General features: G+C 61.8%; 19 protein-coding genes. 7 read left to right on the forward strand and 12 right to left on the reverse strand.

Annotation, left to right across the window (positions count from 1 at the left end; all coding sequences use genetic code 11):
- Positions 1-22 precede the first annotated feature (22 nt).
- Positions 23-757, reverse strand: coding sequence for a DUF899 domain-containing protein (locus KW062_RS08125; protein WP_105754327.1), 735 nt, complete (start codon positions 755-757; stop codon positions 23-25).
- A 178-nt stretch (positions 758-935) separates the two neighbouring features.
- On the opposite strand from KW062_RS08125, the gene KW062_RS08130 reads away from it, so the two are divergent.
- Positions 936-1,331 (forward strand): transcriptional regulator, encoded by a 396-nt coding sequence (locus KW062_RS08130; protein ID WP_105754328.1) that lies wholly within the window; start codon positions 936-938, stop codon positions 1,329-1,331.
- Positions 1,332-1,334: 3 nt separating this feature from the next.
- On the opposite strand, the gene KW062_RS08135 is transcribed toward KW062_RS08130, so the two are convergent.
- The 3 genes from KW062_RS08135 to KW062_RS08145 all read right to left on the reverse strand — a co-directional run bounded on the left by KW062_RS08135 (position 1,335) and on the right by KW062_RS08145 (position 3,268).
- On the reverse strand, positions 1,335-2,204 hold the full coding sequence (locus tag KW062_RS08135) for a DUF6279 family lipoprotein (RefSeq protein ID WP_105754329.1): 870 nt from the start codon (positions 2,202-2,204) through the stop codon (positions 1,335-1,337).
- Positions 2,205-2,269: 65 nt separating this feature from the next.
- Positions 2,270-2,986 carry a TorF family putative porin gene (locus KW062_RS08140; protein WP_027619172.1) on the reverse strand — a complete coding sequence of 239 codons (717 nt, stop codon included), beginning with the start codon at positions 2,984-2,986 and terminating at the stop codon, positions 2,270-2,272.
- A gap of 93 nt (positions 2,987-3,079) precedes the next feature.
- Positions 3,080-3,268, reverse strand: a complete 189-nt coding sequence (locus KW062_RS08145) for a hypothetical protein (protein ID WP_027619171.1) — start codon at positions 3,266-3,268, stop codon at positions 3,080-3,082.
- Between the two features lie 338 nt (positions 3,269-3,606).
- Here KW062_RS08145 and KW062_RS08150 point away from each other — a divergent pair, with 338 nt between their 5' ends.
- Both KW062_RS08150 and KW062_RS08155 read left to right on the forward strand, forming a co-directional pair.
- Positions 3,607-4,443 carry a CvfB family protein gene (locus KW062_RS08150; protein ID WP_027619170.1) on the forward strand — a complete coding sequence of 279 codons (837 nt, stop codon included), beginning with the start codon at positions 3,607-3,609 and terminating at the stop codon, positions 4,441-4,443.
- 85 nt (positions 4,444-4,528) lie between these two features.
- Complete coding sequence (locus tag KW062_RS08155; RefSeq protein ID WP_027619169.1) at positions 4,529-5,461, forward strand: DMT family transporter; 933 nt, start codon at positions 4,529-4,531, stop codon at positions 5,459-5,461.
- Here KW062_RS08155 and KW062_RS08160 read toward each other — a convergent pair.
- Complete coding sequence (locus KW062_RS08160) at positions 5,406-6,587, reverse strand: MFS transporter (protein WP_105754330.1); 1,182 nt, start codon at positions 6,585-6,587, stop codon at positions 5,406-5,408. The genes KW062_RS08155 and KW062_RS08160 overlap by 56 nt on opposite strands.
- 103 nt (positions 6,588-6,690) lie before the next feature.
- On the opposite strand from KW062_RS08160, the gene ptrR reads away from it, so the two are divergent.
- Both ptrR and KW062_RS28840 read left to right on the forward strand, forming a co-directional pair.
- Complete coding sequence (gene ptrR / locus KW062_RS08165) at positions 6,691-7,626, forward strand: putrescine utilization regulator PtrR (RefSeq protein ID WP_256350900.1); 936 nt, start codon at positions 6,691-6,693, stop codon at positions 7,624-7,626.
- Between the two features lie 75 nt (positions 7,627-7,701).
- On the forward strand, positions 7,702-7,830 hold the full coding sequence (locus KW062_RS28840) for a PA1414 family protein (protein WP_009042667.1): 129 nt from the start codon (positions 7,702-7,704) through the stop codon (positions 7,828-7,830).
- 84 nt (positions 7,831-7,914) lie between these two features.
- Here the strand turns inward: KW062_RS28840 and KW062_RS08170 are convergent, their stop codons facing one another.
- The 4 genes from KW062_RS08170 to speB form a co-directional block, all read right to left on the reverse strand.
- Positions 7,915-9,294 (reverse strand): sodium:solute symporter, encoded by a 1,380-nt coding sequence (locus tag KW062_RS08170; RefSeq protein WP_105754331.1) that lies wholly within the window; start codon positions 9,292-9,294, stop codon positions 7,915-7,917.
- 157 nt (positions 9,295-9,451) lie between these two features.
- Positions 9,452-10,951 (reverse strand): purine-cytosine permease family protein, encoded by a 1,500-nt coding sequence (locus KW062_RS08175; protein ID WP_105754332.1) that lies wholly within the window; start codon positions 10,949-10,951, stop codon positions 9,452-9,454.
- Between the two features lie 55 nt (positions 10,952-11,006).
- Positions 11,007-11,414 (reverse strand): YybH family protein, encoded by a 408-nt coding sequence (locus KW062_RS08180; protein ID WP_027619165.1) that lies wholly within the window; start codon positions 11,412-11,414, stop codon positions 11,007-11,009.
- A 10-nt stretch (positions 11,415-11,424) separates the two neighbouring features.
- Positions 11,425-12,375, reverse strand: coding sequence for an agmatinase (gene speB / locus KW062_RS08185; protein WP_027619164.1), 951 nt, complete (start codon positions 12,373-12,375; stop codon positions 11,425-11,427).
- Positions 12,376-12,631: 256 nt separating this feature from the next.
- On the opposite strand from speB, the gene KW062_RS08190 reads away from it, so the two are divergent.
- The gene (locus tag KW062_RS08190) at positions 12,632-13,525 is read left to right on the forward strand and encodes a LysR family transcriptional regulator (RefSeq protein ID WP_027619163.1); all 894 of its coding nucleotides are present in this window, start codon (positions 12,632-12,634) and stop codon (positions 13,523-13,525) included.
- A 5-nt stretch (positions 13,526-13,530) separates the two neighbouring features.
- Positions 13,531-14,121, forward strand: a complete 591-nt coding sequence (locus tag KW062_RS08195) for a tRNA-uridine aminocarboxypropyltransferase (protein WP_105754333.1) — start codon at positions 13,531-13,533, stop codon at positions 14,119-14,121.
- A 29-nt stretch (positions 14,122-14,150) separates the two neighbouring features.
- Here the strand turns inward: KW062_RS08195 and KW062_RS08200 are convergent, their stop codons facing one another.
- The 3 genes from KW062_RS08200 to KW062_RS08210 are packed head-to-tail and all read right to left on the reverse strand — an operon-like array spanning position 14,151 to position 19,052.
- Positions 14,151-15,506, reverse strand: coding sequence for an HlyD family type I secretion periplasmic adaptor subunit (locus KW062_RS08200; RefSeq protein WP_027619161.1), 1,356 nt, complete (start codon positions 15,504-15,506; stop codon positions 14,151-14,153).
- A 9-nt stretch (positions 15,507-15,515) separates the two neighbouring features.
- The gene (locus KW062_RS08205) at positions 15,516-17,675 is read right to left on the reverse strand and encodes a type I secretion system permease/ATPase (RefSeq protein WP_027619160.1); all 2,160 of its coding nucleotides are present in this window, start codon (positions 17,673-17,675) and stop codon (positions 15,516-15,518) included.
- A gap of 18 nt (positions 17,676-17,693) precedes the next feature.
- Entirely contained in the window at positions 17,694-19,052 is a 1,359-nt protein-coding gene (locus tag KW062_RS08210; protein ID WP_105754334.1) for a TolC family outer membrane protein, read from the reverse strand.
- Between the last annotated feature and the right edge of the window lie 324 nt (positions 19,053-19,376).

Raw genomic sequence — 19,376 nt, forward strand, 5'->3', positions numbered from 1 at the left:
AGGGCCACAGACGCACAATAGTTCAGCCGGAGTGACAGCAACTGCCAGCAGCCTTTTCCTCATAACGGTCGTGATGGCGCACCCATTCCATGATCTGGTCCTCGTTACGCCCCTTGGGCATCAGGTCGAGGTAGTTATAGGTGCCCACCAGCAAGTCCAGGCCACGGGCGTAAGTGGAGTAGGTGTGGAAAAACTCGCCGGCTTGATTGCGATAAAACACGCTGAGGCCGGGGAGTTCCTGCTCGGCGTCGTCGGTTTTTTCGTAGTTGTAGGTCGCGGTGCCAGCCGCAACGTCTTCGGCTCGGGCGGTGACGCCAAAGTCATAGTTGAAGTCGCAACCTTCTGACGATACCCATTCAAATTTCCAGCCCATGCGCCGCTTGAACGTCTGGAACTCGGCGAATGGCGCGTGGGAAACCGCCACCAGCGCCACGTCGTGATGGGCCAGGTGCTGGTTGGCGCCGTCGATGTGGTCCGACAGAAACGAGCAGCCTGGGCAGCCTTCGTCCCAGCCAACGGCGAACATGAAATGGTAAATGATCAGCTGGCTGCGTCCGCCGAACAGGTCGGCCAGCTTCAATTCGCCGTTGGCGCCCTGGAAATGGTAGTCCTTGTCGATTTTCACCCAGGGCAGGGCGCGGCGCTCGGCGCTGAGCTTGTCGCGCTCGCGGGTGAAGGCTTTTTCGTGGGCCAGGTGTCGGCGGCGGGCGACGAGCCATTCTTCGCGCGACACCACCGGATGATTGTCGATCTGCATGTGCTGTTCTCCTGCGTGCGTGGAGTGTGCTCTTACAGACACTAGTCGTGCGGCACGTCTGATCTTCGACATACCGCTGGTCAGTGCATGACCTCATCCCGGCTGAACGACAGCACGAAGCCAGGGGTCACACCTTGGGTAGACCCTCTCATTTGCAGGCTTTGGAGGTTGAATCAGGATGACTACTTATTACGACTGGGATTTGATCGAACGGCTGTTGCACGAAGTGCAGAACGGTGCCGGACACAGCTTTACTCCGCGTCCTTACGCCGAGCAACACGCGGCGGACAAGGCGGCGCAGGGTGAACCGACCGGCAATCTGGACGAGCTGAAAGTGACCGCTACGGAATACGAAAAACTGCTGCTGGATCGGGGCTATATCGAGTCGCGTCCGGAGGATCAGGGCGGTAACGGCGAGAACTTCATTCTGACGGCGCTCGGTTCGCGCCTGTTGTCGCTGATCGATAGCAGCATCCCGGGAAACGATCATCCGCGCCAGGTGCTGGATGAGCAGGCCGATGGGTTGGACCCGATAACCTTTGAAGAGGTCGCGGCCAAGGCGCAGATTGCCTGAGACTTACGACGCTCGGGCAGTTTTCAGGCACTTGAGACTTTCGAAGTTACTGCGCAGCTTGTCGATCTTCTGCAGTACGCGCTGGCGCTGGTCGGCGCTGCTGTCGGCCATCAGGTCGACGATCAGGTTGCGAGCCTGTGCCTCGGTGTCGCTGAACGCCTGACGGTAGGCTGGGGTCCACAGGCTTTCGCGGTCCACCAGCAGGGTTTCGATACGCTTGCCGAAGTCGGGCGCCTGGCGTTGGGCCATGGCGGCGCTGAATTGTGACTGCCAGTGCGCGCGGTTGGCGATCCACTGCTGGTTCTGCTCGCCGAGCGCCGTGGACCAGGCCGTCACTCGCTGTTCCTGCGTTTGATTCAGCGCCCCCAGCCAATCGCGCAGGCGCTTGTCCATGCGCTCGGCCCGTTGTTTGACCTGCTGCGCCAGCGGCGGTTTCAGGTATTTGTCCTGGCGTTCGCGCAAGTCCTTGGCGAAGGCCTGATTCATCTCGCTCACCTGTTGATCGCTCATGCCTTGCAGCAGCTGGACGGCGGATGGGGTGATTTGCCGCGCGCTGACGGCGATTGCCTGCCGCGCTTCAGCGGTCCGGGCTTGCAAGGCGGCATCGTCGACCTGATTGTTGGCGACCATCTGTTGCAGGCGGTCGAGCCAGTCGAGGTAGCCGGGCAACTGGGTGCTGCAATGCCAACTGAGGTGTTGCTGGAGGCGCTGGTCGAGCCAGTCCTTTTGCTCGCTGTTCATGTCCAGGTAGTCGTTGAGCGTCCACGGAATGATCACATCGAGGTTGCGATAGGCCAGGTCGACGCGGTTACAGGCCGTCAGCGCAAGGCTGAGGATCAGGGTCAGGCTCAGGTGATACAACCAGCGCGACATGGGCGAGTCCTTGCGTAGACGGTGTCTGCCATCTGAACGCGGAAACTGCCCGGCAGTTCAGCTTGTCAGTAGAACGAGCGCTCGGCGCGGAAGGTCAGCGAGCCATCACATTGGCTGTTATGCCCGGAATAGGCGCTGCACCCGTTGCCGCTGAGGTTGGAGTCACTGTAGATCAGGTTCAGGTCGATGCCCATCCACGGCCGCGAGACCTTGACCGACCAATCATTGAAACTGGACACATAGCCGCCGTCGGTGATTGCCGCCGGGGTGTTCAGGCGATAGGTGGTGTATTTGACGCTGAGGCCGACGCCGAACGGCTCGTTGCCGCTGAGATTGGCGAACAGGGTGCTGTTCTGACGGTCCGGATCGAGGCTGAAGGCGGCGCCGAAGCGACTGCCGAGCAAGGTCAGGCCGGCAAAGAACTCCTGGCTGTCGAGGGTCTCCAGCTGCGGGTAGCTGTAGTGGATCATGCCCACTTCGTAGCCGAGGGTCTGGTCGAAGGGGCGCTTGAAACCGAGGTAGGAATCGACTTCCAGATTGCTGTCAGGCGACAGGCCCATGCTCGGCGCCCACTGTCCGGCGTACCAACCGCTGTCGTGACTGAGGTCCAGGCCGCCATGGAAGGAGCCGCTGCTCGAAGGTTTGACCAGGCCCTGGGCCATGCTGCGACTGGGGCTGGTGCCCAGCTTGAGGTCGTAGTCGCCCAGTTCGCGCTGGAAGATTTGCCCTTGGGCGGCAGTGCAGGCTAGCAGGCTGATCAGCGCAATTGTCAGTTTGAGCATGCGGGGAAGTTCAGGCGCGGAGTTCGCGGGAGGTGTCCAGTCCTGGCGCTTTGATGCTCAAAGCGCTTGGGGACCAGGGTGTTGCGGGGGGTATTACTTTTTGCCCAGGGTAATCTGTTTGGACGGGGCGAACGTCTGGCCGCTGACGCCTTTGGCAATTTGCTGGATCTCGCCGCCGGACTTGAGGAACGCAGCAATCTGGTCGTTGATCGATTCGCTGGTTTCAACGGCTGGAGCTGGCTTTGCTTTGCTGGTGGATGCTTTTACGCGCATGGCGGCCATTAACCTGTAGAAAATTAATTTGGCCAGCTATCGTACATGAAATGCTTGACAATTGCTTGGTAAATATCTCTCTGTTTATCTTTAACCACGGCCTGGGTATTTTTTCCCATCTTTCGGAATTCGACCTAAGCTACTGTTTTAATTAAGAACCTCGGTATCGACCAAGGTGGTGACCGCCGTAGTGAGGGGGCCGCTGGTGCTGCAAACGGCCTGACGAGCGGGACGCCGGTCATGGTGAAACCCGCAAAATTCGCGCCTTGCAGCGGAAAATCCGCAGTCACCCAACGGCGGCAGCAAAAACGGGTAGAATGCCGCCCACGCAATGAGGGTATTTGGAAATGGCTTTAGTCGGGCGCTACAACAGTTTGCAAGTGGTTAAACACACTAACTTCGGTTTATATCTGGACGGTGGTGCGGATGGCGAAATTCTTTTGCCCAACCGCTATATCCCGAAAGATATTCCCAGTGAAGATGAAGATTGGCTGAACGTATTTGTTTATCTCGACAGCACTGACAAACTCATCGCAACTACTGAAAAACCGAAAGTTCAAGTCGGTGAATTTGCCAGTTTGAAAGTTGTTGAAGTCAACAGCATCGGTGTGTTCCTCGACTGGGGCCTGCCGAAGGACCTGCTGCTGCCGTTCTCCGAAGAAAAGCGCCAGATGGCCGCCGGTGAATACTGCGTGGTGCACGTCTACCTCGACAAGCACACCCGCCGTATCACCGCGACCACGCGCCTGGATCGCTACCTGGACAAAACCCCGCACAGCTACAAGCCAGGCCAGGAAGTCGACTTGCTGGTGGCCGAAGCGACCGACATGGGTTTCAAGGCGATCATCAACAACAAGCACTGGGGTTTGATTCACAAGAACGAAATCTTCAAGTTCATGCGCGCCGGCAAACAAGAGAAGGGCTTCATCAAGGAAGTGCGCGCCGACGGCAAGATCAGCCTGAGCCTGCAGCCGGTTGGCGAAGAAGCGGCCACCAGCCTGAACTCGAAGATTCTCGCCAAGTTGCGCGACAACAACGGCACCCTGGCGGTCAGCGACAAGAGCGATCCGGCGTTGATCAGCAGCCTGTTCGGCGTCAGCAAGGGCAACTTCAAGAAGGCCATCGGCGCGTTGTACAAGAACGGCCAGATTGTCATTCATGCCGATCGCATCGAACTGAGTTGATTGCTTTTCGCCCCGGCCGAGTGCCGGGACGTTGGTTTTTTTGCTGATTGAATGTCCTGTCGTTCTCTGTCCGCGAGGTTTCCTGATGATCGCCACTCGGCGCAGCGTCGATGGTTTTGCTTTGCAAATCATGGTGGGTCTGTGCCTGGTCTGGGGCATCCAGCAGGTGATGATCAAGTGGGCGGCGGCGGACATCGCTCCGGTGATGCAGGCCGCCGGACGCTCCGGCATCTCTGCGCTGCTGGTCGGGCTGTTGATCTGCTGGAAGGGTGGCTGGACCCAGGTTGGCACCACCTGGCGCGGCGGCTTGCTCGCGGGCGCGCTGTTCGGCCTGGAATTCCTGTTTATCTCCGAAGGCCTGCAACTGACCACCGCCGCGCACATGTCGGTGTTCCTCTATACCGCGCCGATTTTCACCGCGCTGGGGGTGCACTGGTTGCTGCCCAGCGAGCGACTGCGGGCGGTGCAATGGCTGGGCATCCTGCTGGCCTTCATCGGCATCGGCGTCGCATTTGCCGGCGGCGTGTCGTGGGACAACCTGGACCGGCGCATGCTGCTCGGCGATGCCCTCGGCGTACTGGCTGGCGCGGCATGGGGGGCTACCACGGTGGTGGTGCGTGCATCGCGGCTGTCGGAAGCGCCGGTGACCCTGACCTTGTTCTATCAGCTGATCGTCGGTTTTGTCGGCCTGCTGCTGATTGCGATCTTCAGTGGCCAGGTGTCCCATGTCAGCCTGACCCCGGTGGCAATCGGCAGCGTGCTGTTCCAGGGATTGGTGGTGTCCTTTATCAGCTATCTGGTGTGGTTCTGGTTACTGAGACGCTACCTTGCGGCGAACCTCGCGGTGTTCTCGTTCATGACGCCGCTGTTCGGCGTGACCTTCGGCGTGTTGCTGCTGGGCGAAGAACTGACCCTGAACTTCATCATCGGCGCCGTGCTGGTGTTGCTCGGCATCACCTTTGTCAGCGCTGAACAGTGGGTTCGCCGGCGTTTGCGCACACTGCTGGGGCAGCGCTGAACGGACCCAGCAATAACCCGCCGGCCAGTATCAGGCCGCTGCCCGCCACCAGCAGCGCCGGCTGCAAACCTCCACTGAAATGGCTGCTGACTGCCGCCAGCAATGGCCCGCTGAGCTGACCCAGGGCGAAGCAGGCGGTCAACAGGCCGGCGTTGCGTTGGGTCGCCGCGGGGGCCAACTCTCGCGAGCGCTGCATCACCAGTTGCATGCAGGCCAGAAACGGCGTGCCGCAGAGCAGCACACCCAGCGCCAGACCGAAACCGCTACCCAGCAGGCAGGCAAATACACCGGCGGCCTGCAACCACAAGGTGGCGATCAACCACCGGCGTGACGAGTCCGGCCCAGGCCGACGCAAGCTCACCAACACCACGCCAAGTGCTGCCGCCAGACCAAAGCACGGCCAGAACAGGTCGGCCTGCCACAGGCCATGAAACCGTGCGCTGGCCATCTGCGAGAGAAAAGTCGCCGGGATGATGTAGCCCAATCCGTACAACGCGTAGGTCCAGCCCAGGCGGGCGATGCCAGCGTTGCTTGACCCGTTCGCGGGTTGGGTGGCGCTTGCACTCGGTGAGGGTTGCGGCAGAAAAGGCAGGATCAGCATGAGCATCAACAGGCCGACCGCCGCGTAGATCAACCACAGGACAGCAGAACTCTGCTGCAGCAGGTTGGCGCCGAGTGCCAGCAGCCCGGTGAGAAAAATCCCCAGTCCGGGTCCGGCAAATACCAGCGCGCCCAAGCGTGGCCGATTAGCGGCCACGGCCAGTGGCTGACTCAGCGTGGTAATCATCACCAGCACCCAGGCACTGGCCACGCCAGTGCCAAAGCGCAGCAGCAGATGGGCCCAGAAACCGTTGGCGCAGAACGAAGCCAGGGTCAGCAACACGCACAGCCACAGCCCGCCGAGCAGGCGGCGCTTCACCTGGGCGGGACGACGGGCGAACATCGCGTCCAGGGCGCCGATGAAATACCCCAGGTAGTTGGCGGCGGCAATCAGGCCGGCGGCCGTCAGGTCGATCTGGCCTTCGCTGAGCAAATGCGGCAGTTGCGGGGTGAGGGCGAAGCGGCCAATGCCCATGGCCATCATCAAGGCGATAAAACAGGCGGACAAGCGAACGAAGGGCGTCATGGTCAGATTTCCTGCAAGGAGCAATGACCGTCAGGCTAGGACTGATTGACTTTCTTTAAAATTGAATAATAGTGAGTAACTTGTTCAGTTTTGGAGAATTGCTGTGGAGCTGAGTCAACTGCGGATTTTTCGTGCGGTCGCCGAAGAAGGTTCGATCACGCGCGCCGCCGAGCGTCTGCATCGGGTGCCTTCCAATTTGTCGACCCGGCTCAAGCAGTTGGAAGAGCAACTGGGCGTCGAGTTGTTCTTGCGCGAGCGACAACGCTTGCAGCTTTCTCCTGCCGGAAAAGTGCTGCTGGACTACAGCGCTAGGCTATTCGCCCTGCATGACGAGGCCGAGGCCGCGGTGCAGGGTGGTCAGCCGGCGGGCAATTTTGTCCTCGGCACCATGTACAGCACCGCCGCGATTCAATTGCCACCGTTGCTGGCGCGTTATCACCGCAGCTACCCGGCGGTGAACCTGCAGGTGCAGTCGGCGCCCAGTGGCGAGTTGCTTGAAGGCTTGCTCAGCGGGCGCCTCGACGCCGCACTGGTGGACGGTCCGTTGCAGTTGGCGGGGCTCGACGGTGTGCCGTTGTGCGACGAGAAACTGGTGCTGATCAGCGAGGCCGATCACCCACCGGTGCGCAGTGCGCTGGATGTGCAGGGGAGGGCGGTGTTTACGTTTCGCCAGGGCTGTTCCTATCGCATGCGCCTGGAGGCCTGGTTCGCGCATTCCCACGCGGCCATGGGCCGGGCGATGGAAATCGAGTCCTATCAGGGCATGCTGGCCTGTGTGATAGCCGGTTCCGGGGTGGCGCTGATGTCCGAGTCGATGCTGGCGAGCTTGCCGGGACGCGAGAGTGTGGCGGTCCATCCCCTGGCTGAACCGTTCGCCAGTACCGCCACCTGGCTGATGTGGCGCAAAGGCATGGTTGGCGCCAACCTGACGGCGTGGATTCAACTGCAGCGCGACGCCGACGTTACGGGCCGGACCGACGGCCTTGATTCAGATCAATCCGGTAACAGATCTTTGCGTACTGAGGCGAGCATTGCGTAGGAGATAGGACTACTATCTGTATGAAGCGTCTTCTTATGAGCCCGGTCGCTCGGCATTACCCTGAAGGGGGGCACCATGAAAGAGAAATTGCAAAACTGGCTCCATGACCTCGGTGTCGCGCTTGGTTTGATTGAACCGCCGCTGCAGCCGGTGCCGATTCGCACCGATGATGAGCAACGTCGACGCCAGCAGCGCCGCCGCTAAGCACTTTCCAGCAGGCGAAAAAAAACGGGTGCAGCAACCGACGCTGCACCCGCCGAAGAAAGTAAGACGGCGTCTGACTCTAAATCAGATCGCGCTGGCCGCAATGGCCGGGCGACGCGACGCCAGACTCACCACGACGAAGCTCACCAGGCCAACCGCCAGGCTGTAGTAGATCGGCGTATTCGCATCCAACCCATCCTTGAACATGAACACCAGCGCGGTGACAAAGCCCAGGCCCATGCTGGCGATGGCGCCGGCGGTGGTTGCGCGTTTCCAGAAGATTGCACCGATCAGCGGGATCAGCATGCCGCCCACCAACAGGTTGTAGGCCAGGGTCAGGGCGCTGATCACGTCGTTCACCACCAGGGCGATGCCCAGTACGGCGATGCCGGTCAGTGCGGTGAACAGGCGGTTGATTTTCAGGCTCGACGGTTTGCCGCCGCGCAGTTTCGGCAGCAGGTCTTCGGTCAGGGTGGTGGCAGCCGCCAACAGGCCGGCGCTGGCGGTGGACATCATGGCGGCCAGGGCTGCGGCGATCACCAGGCCACGAATACCGTCAGGCAGAGACAATTTGACGATGGCGGCGAAGGCGTTGTTGACGTTGTCCAGATCGGGAATCAGCACATGGGCGGCCATGCCGATCAGGGCGCAGGCCAGGCCGTAAAGGATGCAGTAGAAGCCAGCCAGGGTACCTGCGTACTGGGCGACCTTGGGTGTGCGCACGGTGAATACGCGCTGCCAGATGTCCTGGCCGATCAGGATGCCGAAGAAGTAGATCATGAAGTAGGTGATGATCGTGTCCCAGCCGATCGTGGTGAAGCTGAAGTTCGACGCCGGCAGTTTGCTCACCAGCTCATCCCAGCCTCCGACGCGGTACAGGCAGATTGGCAACAGGATAAACATCAGGCCAACGGTCTTGATCACGAACTGGACGATGTCGGTCAGGGTCAGTGACCACATGCCGCCAATGGCCGAATAGACCACCACCACGCCACCACCGAGCAATACCGAGATCCAGAACGGCAGGCCGAACAGCACTTGCAGCACGGTGCCGATTGCCAGGATCGAGGTCACGCCGATCATCAGCGCGTACGCCAGCATGATCACCGCGCTCGCCGAGCGGGCCATCGGGTTGTAGCGTTTTTCCAGGACCTGAGTAACGGTGTAGATCTTCAGCTTCAGCAGCGGCTTGGCGAGGAACAGGTTCAGCGCGACGATCCCGCAACCCAGCGCGGCGCACAGCCAGAAACCGGAGATGCCATGCACATAGCCCAGGCGTACGGTGCCGACGGTGGACGCGCCGCCGAGGACGGTGGCGGCCATGGTGCCCATGTACAGGCTTGGCCCGAGGTTGCGACCGGCCACCAGGAAGTCTTCGTTGGTCTTGGCTTTGCGCATGCCGTAGTAGCCGAGTAGCAGCATTGCGGCGGCGTAGATGAGTACGACGAATAAATCTAAAGCCATGATGGCGTGTCTCCGATTGTCTTTTTTATGGTGAAACCAAAGCGATTTTGTGGGTGCTGCTTTTTTGTAGGAGCGAGCCTGCTCGCGATTGCGATTGGCTTGTCACATCAAGGTTGAATGTGCCGCCGTCATCGCGAGCAGGCTCGCTCCTACAGGGTCATGCCATCTGGCGCATGACCGGTGTTGCCGTGCTCTTGCTGCGTGAATCCTTGGGCCCGTAGACACTGGCCGATTCCGGGAACAGGCTGAGCAACGCCAGGTACACCAGCGAGGCCAACCCCAGGGTCACTGGCAGGCTGATGTCGATGCCGCCCGCCAGCTCGCCGAGTACGCCGACGAATTGCCCCGGCAGGTTGACGAAACACAGGCCGACCAGTGCGCTGGGGATCCAGGCCCCGAGACCGCGCCAGTTCCAGCCGTGGCTGAACCAGTAGCGACCGCCTTGTTCGCCGCGGGTGAACACTTGCAGGTCATCCGGGCAGTAGAAGCCGCGGCGCTTGAGCAGGCCGATGATCATGATCACCATCCACGGGGTGGTGCAGGTGATGATCAGCACCGCGAAGGTCGACACGCTCTGCACCAGGTTCGCCGCAAAGCGCCCGATGAAGATGAAGGCGATCGACATCACGCCGATCAGCAGCGTTGCCTTAACCCGCGACAGCACCCGTGGGAACACGCTGGACATGTCCAATCCGGTGCCATACAGCGAGGTGGTTCCGGTGGACATGCCGCCGATCACCGCAATCAGGCACACCGGCACGAAGAACCAGCTCGGTGACACGGCCAGCAGGCCGCCGACGTAGTTGTTCGCCGCGATGTAGTCCGGCGCCTTGATCGCCACGATGGTGGCGGTGGCCAGGCCGAACAGGAACGGGATCAACGTCGCCATCTGCGCCAGGATTACCGCCAGCATGATCCGGCCCTTCGGCGTTTCACGCGGGATGTAACGCGACCAGTCGCCGAGGAACGCACCGAAGGAAATCGGGTTGCTCATGGCCACCAGTGCGGCACCGATAAAGGCTGCCCAGAACCCGGCCTGACCGAGGCCGACGCTGCCGGCGTACTGGCTGTCGAAGGCCGGGGCGAAGGCGAAGATCCCCAGCAGGAACAACAGGCTCGCGGCCCACACGGCAATGCGGTTGACCCACAGCATGAAGCGGAAGCCGTAGATGCACACGGTCAGCACCAGGATCGCGAACAGACCGTAGGCCAGGCCCAGGGTCAGGTCGGTTTCCGGCAGGTCGATCAGGCGTTTGGCGCCACCGATCAGCGCATCCCCGGAACTCCAGACCGACAGCGAGAAAAACGCGATGGCGGTCAGCAGCGACAGGAACGAACCGACGATTCGCCCGTGCACGCCGAAGTGTGCACCGGAAGACACAGCGTTGTTGGTGCCGTTGATCGGGCCGAAGAGGCCCATCGGCGCCAGAATCAGCGCACCCAGCAGCACGCCCAGGACAATCGCCCAGACGCCGGCCTGGAACGACAGACCGAACAGCACCGGGAAACTGCCGAGCACGGCGGTGGCAAAGGTGTTGGCGCCGCCGAAGATCAGGCGAAACAGGTCGCTGGGCCGGGCGGTGCGTTCGTGGTCGGGGATCTGTTCGACCCCGTTGGTTTCAATGCTAAGGCTGTGTTCTTTGTTGTTGTTATTCATGATCTGCTCCGATCATAAAGGCGCGCTCATCGTCCGTGAGCGTCACCTGTCTTGGCTAAGGGGAGGGCAGCCCTTCCGGCATCGCGGATAAATGTTCGTGGCAGGCCAGCCAGTGGCCTTCTTGTTGTTTGCGAAACACAATGGTTTCGCGTTCCTGGCTAAAGTGTTGCTCCCCTTGCATGCGCAGCCGTGTCGCCACGTCATGCACAAACACCGCGACGTCACCCTGCAGGCTGACGAACGCGTTGCTCGAGGCGCACGACAGCACCTCGAAGCCTTCTTCATTGCGCCAGTTGTCCCACAACACCTGGTAGGCGTCGCGGCTCAGCAAGGGCTTGTCGAGGGTGTAAAAGACAAAGCTGGCGTCGGCACTGAAGGCGCCGAAGTAGGCTTCGCGGTCGTTGCGGGCAAAGGCCGCCACCAAATCGGCGGCGGCTTGCAGGACCTGATCCTGTGGGTTCATGGTCCTGCCCTCAGCGGTGGGCCACGCCCGGCAGTACGCAGAGCATTTCGTACAGCAGGTTGGCGCCCAGCAGCGAGGTGTTGCCGGTGGTGTCGTACGGCGGCGAGACTTCCACCAGGTCGCAACCGACCAGATCGAGGCCCTGGCAGCCACGGACGATTTCAATCGCTTGAATGGTGGTCAGGCCGCCGATTTCCGGGGTGCCGGTACCAGGCGCCCAGGCCGGGTCGATGCCGTCGATGTCGAAGCTCAGGTACACCGGGCCGTTGCCGACTTTCTCGCGGACTTCGGCCATCAGCGGCGCCAGGGATTTATGCCAGCACTCCTCGGCCTGGACCACGCGGAAGCCCTGTTTGCGGCTCCAGTTGAAGTCTTCGGCGGTGTAGCCCTGGGCGCGCAGGCCGATTTGCACGACGCGGTCGCAATCCAGCAGGCCTTCTTCGACAGCGCGGCGGAAGGTGGTGCCGTGAGCGATTTTCTCGCCGAACATGTGGTCGTTGACATCGGCGTGGGCGTCGATGTGGACCAGGCCGACCTTGCCGTGCTTCTTATGAATGGCGCGCAGGATCGGCAGAGTGATGGTGTGGTCGCCGCCGAGGGTCAGCGGGATCACGTCGTGTTCGAGAATCTCGTCGTAGGACTCTTCGATGATGCGCACGGCGTCCAGCAGGTTGAAGGTGTTGATCGCCACGTCGCCGATGTCGGCAACCGACAGCGAGTCGAACGGAGCGGCGCCGGTGGCCATGTTGTAGGGGCGGATCATTACCGACTCGGCGCGGATTTCACGGGGCCCGAAACGGGTGCCGGCGCGCAGCGAGGTGCCAATGTCCAGCGGTACGCCGACGAAGGCAGCGTCGAGGCCGGCAGCGGTAGGCAGGTGAGGGAGTCGCATCATGGTGGCGATGCCGCCGAAGCGCGGCATTTCGTTGCCGCCCAGTGGTTGGTGAAGAATTTTGTCCACGGGTAGGGCCTCATCGTCTTTGTTTTATTTATGGGGTTGCGCAGCGCATCGGGAATGCACGGGCACCTGTTGGGCGGATTCTGCGAAATGTAGTGGCGGGGAAGAATCGCTACGGGCAAATACTTAGTTCAGAAATTTCTAAACTAATGGGGGGCGGGGGGATAGAATCTTCGCCTTTGTTGATGTGGTGTGTTGGCGGACGCTTTCGGCCCGCAATGCCTGCGAAGATTCATCTGGCACCAGCGAGTACACCCTCATGGCCAACCCGTTACCCGACCTGAAACTATTGCGCATCTTCGTCAGCGTGGTGCGCCATCAGGGGTTCGCCAATGCCCAGCACGAGCTCAACCTCTCCACCTCGGCCATCAGCACTTACATGAGCCAGCTGGAAACCGCCCTGGGCCTGGTGCTGTGCCATCGCGGGCGCGGTGGTTTCAGCCTGACCAGCAAGGGCGAGTTGTTCCATCAGGAGACTTTGCGCCTGCTCGGCGAGCTGGAAGGTTTCGAGCAATACGCCGCTGCGCTCAAGGGCGAGTTGCGCGGCACCCTCAACCTCGGGGTGATCGACTCCACGGTCAGCGACAAGGCCCTGCCGTTCGCCGAAGCCATCGGCGCCTACACCCTGGAGCACCCGGCGGTGCATTTGCATTTGTCGGTGATGAGCCCCTACGAGCTGCAACTCGGGGTACAGGACAACCGCCTGGACCTGGCCATCGGCGCCTTCTCCAACCGCATGAGCGGGCTGGTCTACATGCCGCTGTACCGTGAGCAGCACTGGCTGTATTGCAGTAACCGCCACCCGCTGTTCAGCGAACGGCGGATCCCCGAGCAATTGATCACCCAGCAGCGCATGGTCGGCCGTGGTTACTGGAGCCAGGCCGAACTGGCTCGCCACGGCTTCAAGCACAGCGCGGCGACCGTCGACAGTATGGAAGCGCAGCTGATCCTGGTGCTGTCAGGCGCCTACATCGGCTACCTGCCCGAGCACTACGCCCAGGCCTGGGCTGACAAGGGCGACTTGCGGGTATTGTTGCCCGCGACCTTCGGCTACCAGGCGCCGTTCTCGATGATCGTGCGCCGGGGACGCAGCCGCGAACCGCTGATCCAGACCTTCCGCGACTTGCTCAAAGCGCAACTCAACCAGGCTTGAAGACCATGTCGAGAATCCAATGCCCGCGCTGCCTGCGCCCACAAACCCACTGTTTGTGCCCGCTGATCCCCGATCTCGATAGCCGCACCCGAGTGCTGCTGTTGCAGCATCCCAGCGAGGTCAACCACGCGCTGAACACCGCGCGTCTGGCGGCATTGGGGCTGAGCAACAGCCAACTGGTGGTGGGGGAGGTGTTCGAGGATTTGTCCGAATTACTGAACCCGCCGGGCTATACCGCGCGCCTGCTGTTTCCGGCGGATGACGCCCAGCCGCTGCAAGCCTACTCACCCGGTGAGCAACCGATGTTGCTGGTGGTACCTGATGGCACCTGGCGCAAGGCGCGCAAACTGCTGCACCTCAACCCGCTGTTGGCGGCCTTGCCACGAGTGACCCTGGCCAATGGCGGGGTTTCACGCTATCGCCTGCGCAAGGCACCAGGGCCGGGGGCGTTGTCGACAGTGGAGGCGATTGCCCAAGCGCTGCAGGTGCTGGAAGCCCCGCAATCATTCGATGCCTTGCTGCAACCCTTCGAGGCGTTGATCGAGGGGCAGATTGCGGCGATGGGGCAGGAGACTTATCAGAGGAATCATTTGTAAATGACCACCCTCCTTCAGGGGGTATGCGATCAGCGCTCGCGCATCGCCTCGGTCCGTGCCTTGAGCACTGGCTTGAGCAAATAATCGAGCACACTTTTCTCGCCGGTGATGATGTCCACGGTGGCGACCATGCCGGGGATGATCAGCAGCGGTTTGATGTCGCCGCCCAGGTGGTTTTTGTCGGTACGGACCTGGATCAGGTAGAAGCTGTTGCCCTTGTCATCGGTGATGGTGTCGGCGCCGATCAGCTCCAGCTTGGCGCTGAGGCCGCCGTAGATGGTGTAGTCGTAGGCGCTGAATTTGACCATGGCTTTCTGCCCGGGATGCAGGAACGCCACGTCTTGCGGGCGGACCTTGGCTTCGATCAGCAGGTTGTCTTCCAGCGGCACGATCTCCAGCATATCGCTGCCGGGCTGGACCACGCCGCCGATGGTGTTGACCTTGAGCACCTTGATGATTCCGCGCACCGGCGAGACCACGGTGGTGCGGGTCACCCGGTCGTCGATGGCAATGCTGGTGGCGGTGATTTTCGACAGTTCGGTGCGCTTCTCGTTGAGCTCCTTGGCGGCGTCCGAGCGAAAGCTCTGCACCGATTCGTCGAGCTTGCTCTTGATCTCGTCGATCGCCGATTCAGCCCGTGGGATCGCCAATGTTGTCGCGTTCAACGAGCCGCGAACTTCCACGGCGCTGCGTTTCAACCGCAGGATTTCCACCGGTGACACCGCGCCGGTGCCCACCAATGGCGCCGACATGTTCATCTCCTGGTTGAGCAGCGCCAGGCTGGAACTGTATTGCCCCTGCTTGGAACGAAATTCCGCCAGTTCCTGGGTCTTTTGCCGAAGTTGTTCACTCAGCGTCCGTTGTTCGCTGGCCAATCGGCGCTGCCGTTGGTCAAACAGCGCGCGTTCGTCTTCGGCCACCTGCGGGGCCTTGGCGATGACTTCGTCGGAAAGCTTGAACGGCCGCCCCTCGGCCTCGGCGGACAGGCGCTCGACCTGCGCGGTCAGCGCGTAGCGATCAGCCTCGCTTTCGCCCTTGTTCGATAGAAAACGCGTGTCATCAAGGCGTAGCAGGGTGTCGCCCTTGTTCACCATCTGCCCTTCGCGGACGAAAATCTCGGTGACGATCCCGCCTTCAAGGTTCTGGATCACCTGAACCTTGCTCGACGGAATCGCCTTGCCTTCGCCCATGGTGACTTCCTGCAGCACCGCGAACTTGGCCCAGACCACCGCCGTGACAATCAGCGCGGCGGCCAGCCACACGGTGATCCGCGACCAGCGCGGCGAATCCTGCAGCGAAGCGCTGGCGGTTTCCGGCATGAACTCGCTTTCCGCGCTTTTGCCGAAGCTGCCAAAGTAGCCGCGCTCACCTGTTGGACCGGACATAAGCGACTCCTAATCGGCCGCAGAGCCGACCCGGCCCTTGCGCAATGCATCAATGACCGCTTCTTTCGGGCCGTCGGCGACGATTCGCCCGTTATCGAGCACCAGCAGCCGGTCAACCAGGCTGAGCATGGAGGTGCGGTGAGTGACCAGCAGCAGGGTCTTGCCCTGGACCCAGCCCTGCAGTTTCTGGCGCAGGACGTCTTCGCTGCTGTTGTCCATAGCGCTGGTGGGCTCGTCGAGCACCAGGATCGGCGGGTCGAGCAGCAAGGCTCGCGCCAGCAGCACCGCCTGGCGCTGACCGCCGGAGAGCAGTTGGCCGCGTTCACCCACCGGGCGGTCGAAGCCCTGGGGGTGCTGGCGCGCCAGTTCGGTGACGCCGGTCAGTTCGGCCACTTCGAGCATGCGTGCATCGCTGACGTAGCGCGCGCCGAGGGTCAGGTTGTCGCGCAGGCTACCGGCCAGCAGCGGCAGGTCATGGGCGACGTAGCCGATCTGCTGGCGCAGGTCGGCGACATCCAGTTGCCGCAGGTCGAGGCCGTCGAGCAGCAATTGGCCTTCGTCGGGCGCGTAGAAGCCCATCACCAATCGGGCCAGGGTGCTTTTGCCAGATCCGCTGCGACCGATGATGCCGATCCGCTCGCCGGCCTTGAGGCTGAAACTGACATTGGCCAGGGCCGGTGCGTTTTGTCCCTGGTAGTGGAAGGTCACCCCGCTGACATCCAGCGCGCCGTGTAACTGCGTGCGCTCCAGTGGCCGTTGCCCGGTTTCGCGCTCCTGGGGCAGGGACATCAGCGCGTCGGTGCTTTTCATCGTCAGTTGCGCTTGCTGGTAGCGGGTGATCAGTCCGGCGATCTGCCCCAATGGTGCGAGGACTCGGCTGCCGAGCATGTACGTCGCCACCAGCGCGCCGACGCTGAGGTTGCCGGCGATGATGCTGTAGACCCCGGCGACGATGGTCGCCATGCCGCTGAACTGCTGGATGAACAGGGTGCCGTTGCTGGCCAGCGCCGAGAGGTTGCGCGCATGGCTGTCGAGGCGGGTCAGGGCGCCGTGGGTGCTTTCCCAGCGATGCTGGCGTTCGCTTTCGGCGCTGCAGGCCTTGAGGGTTTCCAGGCCGCCGAGGGTTTCGATCAACAGCGCCTGGCGTTCGGCGCCGAGGGCCAGGCTCTTCTGCACGGTGTCGCGCAGGCGTGTCTGGATCAGCAACGCGAAGGCAATGGTGATCGGGAACGCCAGCAGCGGGATCACCACCAGCCAGCCGCCGAGCAGGCCGATCACCAGCAGCATCAGCGCGGCAAACGGCAGGTCGATCAGGCTGGTCAGGGTCACTGCGGTAAGGAATTCACGCAGGCCCTGGAAGTCATGGATGCTCTGGGCAAAGCCACCGACGGTCGCGGGCCGGGCCTTCATCGACATGCCGGTGATGCGTTCGAACAGGGTCGCGGAAAGGATCACGTCGGTTTTGCGCCCGGCGCTGTCCAGCAAGTGCGCGCGCACCAGCCGCAGCACCAGCTCGAAGGCGGTGCCGATCAACAGCCCGATAGCCAGCACCCACAGGGTCGAAGTGGCCTGGTTCGGCACCACCCGGTCGTAGGTCTGCATGACGAACAGCGGCACCATCAGGCCCAGCAGGTTGATCAGCAGACTGGCGAGGATCGCGTCGCTGTACAGCCAGCGCGACAGCTTGACGGTGTCGCGAAACCACGCCTTGACCCGAGGCACCAGCGGCGCGCGCAGTTCTTCGAGCTCGTGCCGGGGCCGGGCGAACAGCGCCTGGCCGCTGTACTCGGCGGCCAGTTCTTCGCGGCTGACCCATTGCTCGCCGCCCTCGGCTTCACTGGGCAGAATCAGTGCCTTGCCATCGTCGCCCCAGCGCCGCAATACCGCGCAGCGACCGTTGTGCAGCAGCAACAGCAGCGGCAGGTTGAGCGCCGAAATCGACTCCAGTTCGCGGCGCAGCACCCGCGCCTGCAGGTTGGCCCGGGCGGCGGCGCGTGGCAGCAGGTCGAGGCTCAGGCGTTGCTTGTCCAGCGGCAGACCGGCACTCAGGCTGGCCCGGCTGACGGCGCAGTCGTGCAGCTTGCACAGGATCAGCAGGCCATCGAGCAGCGGGTCGTCGAAGCTCAGGCGCGGATCGGCGCCAGTGTTGCCGGGTGCCATGCTGGTCAACTGCAGTTCCCTCGTGGGTTAGCGCATGTCGGGCAGGCGCGCCTGGCTTTTCACTTCGCTCTGGGCAATCGCTTCGGCCGGTACCACGACTTTCGATTTGTTGAGCAACTCGCCCATGTTCGCCAGGATCCGGTACATCGAGAATTCCTCGGTGTAGCGCACTTCGGTGTAGCGGCGATTGGCGTTGTACAGCTCGTTTTCACTGTCCAGCACGTCGAGCAGGGTGCGTTGGCCGAGGCCGAACTGATCCTGATAGGCGGCACGTACGCGCATGGTGGTGTCGGCGTATTCGCGGGCGGTTGGGGTTTGTTTCTTCGCGTTGACCATGGCGTTCCAAGCCAGGGTGATGTTCTCGTTGAGGGTGCGCAGGGCGTTGTTGCGGATGTCCATGGCCTGGTTGATCTTGTGCGCGTCGGACTGCAGGCGCGCCTTGTCGCTGCCGCCGCGGAACAGGTTGTAGTTCATCACGATGCCCACGCGCCATTGATTATCGTGGCCGATATCGCCCTGGATGTTGTCGTTGGCACCGACGGCGGCCTCGGCGTCGAAGCGCGGGTAGAACGGCGACTTGGCCACTTCGTACTGACTCTCGGCGGACATCACGTCGGCCTGGGCGGACTTCAGGTAGGGGTTGTTTTCCATCATCGACTGCCGGGCCTCGCCCAGGGTCTGCGGAACTTCCCCGCGAATCGACGGCAGGGTTTCCAGCTCATCGGGCATGCGCCCCACGGCACTGAAGAAATTCGCCTCGGCATCGGCGAGGTCGACCTGGGCGGTGTCCAGGTTGTTTTCCGCCAGGGCGCGGCGGGCCTTGGACTGGTCGAGGTCGGCATTGCTGCCAACGCCACGCTCGGTGCGCAGGCCGATCTGGTCGTTGACTCGTAAATGCGCTTGCAGGTTGTTGGTGGCCAGGGTCACCAGCTCGCGGCGCTTGAGCACTTCCAGGTACACCTCAATGGTGCGCAGGGCCAGGCTTTCGGCCGTGCCGCGGGTGAAGTACGCGCGCGAATTGACGATCCCCTGGGTGCGCCCGACCTCGTTGGCGGTGTTGAAGCCGTCGAAGAGCATCTGCCGCAAGCGCAGTTCCGACTGGGTGTACCACTGCGTCTGGGTGTTGTGGTTACCCAGGGCGCGGGTGCTGGAGTTATCGCTGTAGCCACGGCCATAGCCGCCGAACAAATCCACGGCGGGGTAGTAACCACCCTTGGCGACCTTCACGTCCTCATCCGCCGACAGACGGTTGTTCTCACTGGCCAGCAGCTCCGGGTGGTAGTCCAGCGTGCTCTGAATGGCCTCGGTCAGAGACATGGCCTGAGCCTGCTGGACACAGGCGATGGCCAGTAAAACCGCGCTGCAGAGGGGGGTAAGGACGCGCATGAAGGACATCTCCCTGTTCACCAATGGTGCCTGTCTGTCGCCAATAATTTGGCGTTATTTTTGGCTAAAACCGTTTCAGCCTTGTAACAACAGAGCTAAGAACATCTGAGGCAGAAGCTAAGAAGAATTTCTCATATGCGTTATGCCGAAAAAAACTTATGCGCTTCGCTCGATCCAGCACATTGTTCAGTGCACAAGCCTTGTATTCACGAGCTTTAGGGAGCTTTGCAAGGCCCGAACAAGTTCCAACACTTTTGCAACAGAGGGTGGAGAAACGTTGGAGGGGAAGGAGGCTGAGCGGTTTTTGGGCGACAAAATATTGTC

The sequence above is a fragment of the Pseudomonas fluorescens genome (genome assembly GCF_019212185.1).
In the GTDB taxonomy this organism is placed as follows: Bacteria; Pseudomonadota; Gammaproteobacteria; order Pseudomonadales; family Pseudomonadaceae; genus Aquipseudomonas.